General features: G+C 62.9%; 1 protein-coding gene. It reads right to left on the bottom strand.

Going from position 1 to position 1,996, the window contains the following annotated elements; genetic code table 11:
• Positions 1-160: 160 nt before the first annotated feature.
• Complete coding sequence (ltrA, locus tag H537_RS0118960) at positions 161-1,399, bottom strand: group II intron reverse transcriptase/maturase (protein ID WP_211235039.1); 1,239 nt, start codon at positions 1,397-1,399, stop codon at positions 161-163.
• Between the last annotated feature and the right edge of the window lie 597 nt (positions 1,400-1,996).

Genomic DNA, 1,996 nt, shown 5'->3' with positions numbered 1-1,996 from the left:
GGTAGAGTAGAGATGTGGCGCGGTGGCCGTAGGTCCGGTTTGTCCATTTCCGCCCCTTTCGTCTGGCGGTGCCCGAGTAACCTCGCCATAGCTCCGTTTCCACATCCCCCTCGTCGAACCGGACGTGCGGATCTCCCGCATCCGGCTCTCTTCCGACGCATCAGGCCTTCGCTTTCGAGCGGCCGCGTTGAATCGGCAGCAGGCATATCAGCCCCAACTTCAAGTAGAGGTACTGGTCGGAGTATTGGCGGTACCCCGTTCCCTGCTTGCCGCTTCGTCTTCGCAGCCAGATCCGCAGACGCCGTGCGGTGTAGTCGTCGATGGACCGGTAAATTTCCTTCACCGGCCCTTGACTGAAGTAGTTCGCCCAGCCGCGCAAGATGGGGTTGAGTTCTTCAACCCGTTCCTCGGGCGTCGTGGCGCTCCACCGCCTGGACGTCTCGTCGTGTATGCGCTTCCGCAGGCGCTTGATGGACTTCATCGACGGCGCCGTGCCCCAGTAGGGCCGGCCCTGGTGTCCGTAGAACCTTCCCACGGTGTATCCCAGGAAGTCGAATCGTTCATCAGGCAGCTTGACCAGTCGGGTCTTCTTTTCGTTGACCGTTAGACCAAGCCTGGACATCAGGCGCCGCATCGTCGCCATGGCTTCTTCCCCTTTGCCGGGTCGACATAGGATGACGAAGTCATCGGCGTAGTTGACCACTTCGGCCTGCAACCGTCGTGCGTGACCACCTTGGTACCACGCCAGCATGAACCGGCGGAAGTACAGGTTGGCCAGCAGCGGCGAGATGACACCCCCTTGCGGAGTGCCACGGTTGGTGTCGCGCGCCACCGTCGTGCGGATCTCTCCGCCGTCGTCGGCACGCTCGACTACCGGTGCATCGAGCCACTGACGGATCACCGCCAGTGCCGTCCCATCGGTAACCCGCCGCGCAATGCAGCGCAGCAGGTCCCCGTGTGGGATCGTGTTGAAGTAGTCCGAGAGATCAGCGTCCACCACTTCGCGCGCACCCCGTTCGGCTATGCCGTAGTGGATGCGGCGCAGTGCCATCTTGGCGTCCATGCCTTCGCGGAAGCCGTACTGCCAGGGGAACAGGTCTTCATCGAAGATTGGTTCGAGAACCAGCAGCACCGCCATTTGCGCAACACGATCGCGGATGGTCGGGATGCCTAGCGGGCGCTGCCCGCCGTTTGCCTTGGGAATCCATACACGCCGCAGGGGCGCGCACCGGTACTGCTTGGTACGCAGCTCCTGCCGTAGTCTTTGCAGCCAGGTCACCAGGCCGTGTTCCTCGATGCGCTCGAAGGTCTGGCCGTCCACCCCCGGCGCGCCGCGGTTGGCGCGGCAACGTCGGTAGGCTTCAGTCAGGACGTCTTCGCGGCACACCTTGTCCCACAAGCTGTAGAACCGGTAGGCTGCTTCGCTCTTGGCTTTCGCCCGTAACGCACTCCGTAGGATCCGAACCGAATCGAGCGGGGTTCCTAGGCTCAAGCCAATCCCCGGGCTCTTCCCACTTTGAGCGTTCGCATCGGAACAGAGGGCCTTCGCTCCACCAGCGTTACCCGGCTTCATCACTACTACGCCCCCATCCGCCATCCGCAGCGGCCGACTCCACCCCTCACGAGGTCGTCGTTGATCAACTGCCGGTCGATCACCACCACGGACTTCCCTTGTTGCACGGTCGATCTGTACCCATGCGTGCTGCCACCACTACCCCGGTGGACGCGGCGCCTGCTCTTCACGCTCACTTCGGCGCCGCCAACGGCCTTCCCCGTTGTTATGGCGGGTCGGCATCCACGACGACTTTTCGAGGCCTGCTCAGTGTTCACTCACGTTGCGGCCCGCATGGCCTGCTGGCCTCCTACGAGGCCTTTTCAAGCAGTGCTTCAGCCCATTCGTTACCTCCTGGACCGCTCCTTGTGCTTCCGGCCGGAGCGCGAGTTGGCCGGGTCGGACTTTCACCGACGGATCAACCGTGCCTTGACAAGGCACACA

The sequence above is a fragment of the Azohydromonas australica DSM 1124 genome, from assembly GCF_000430725.1.
GTDB lineage: Bacteria > Pseudomonadota > Gammaproteobacteria > Burkholderiales > Burkholderiaceae_C > Azohydromonas > Azohydromonas australica.
The sequence above is the reverse complement of the archived record's forward strand: the minus strand, read 5'-3'. Positions and strand labels throughout refer to the sequence as shown.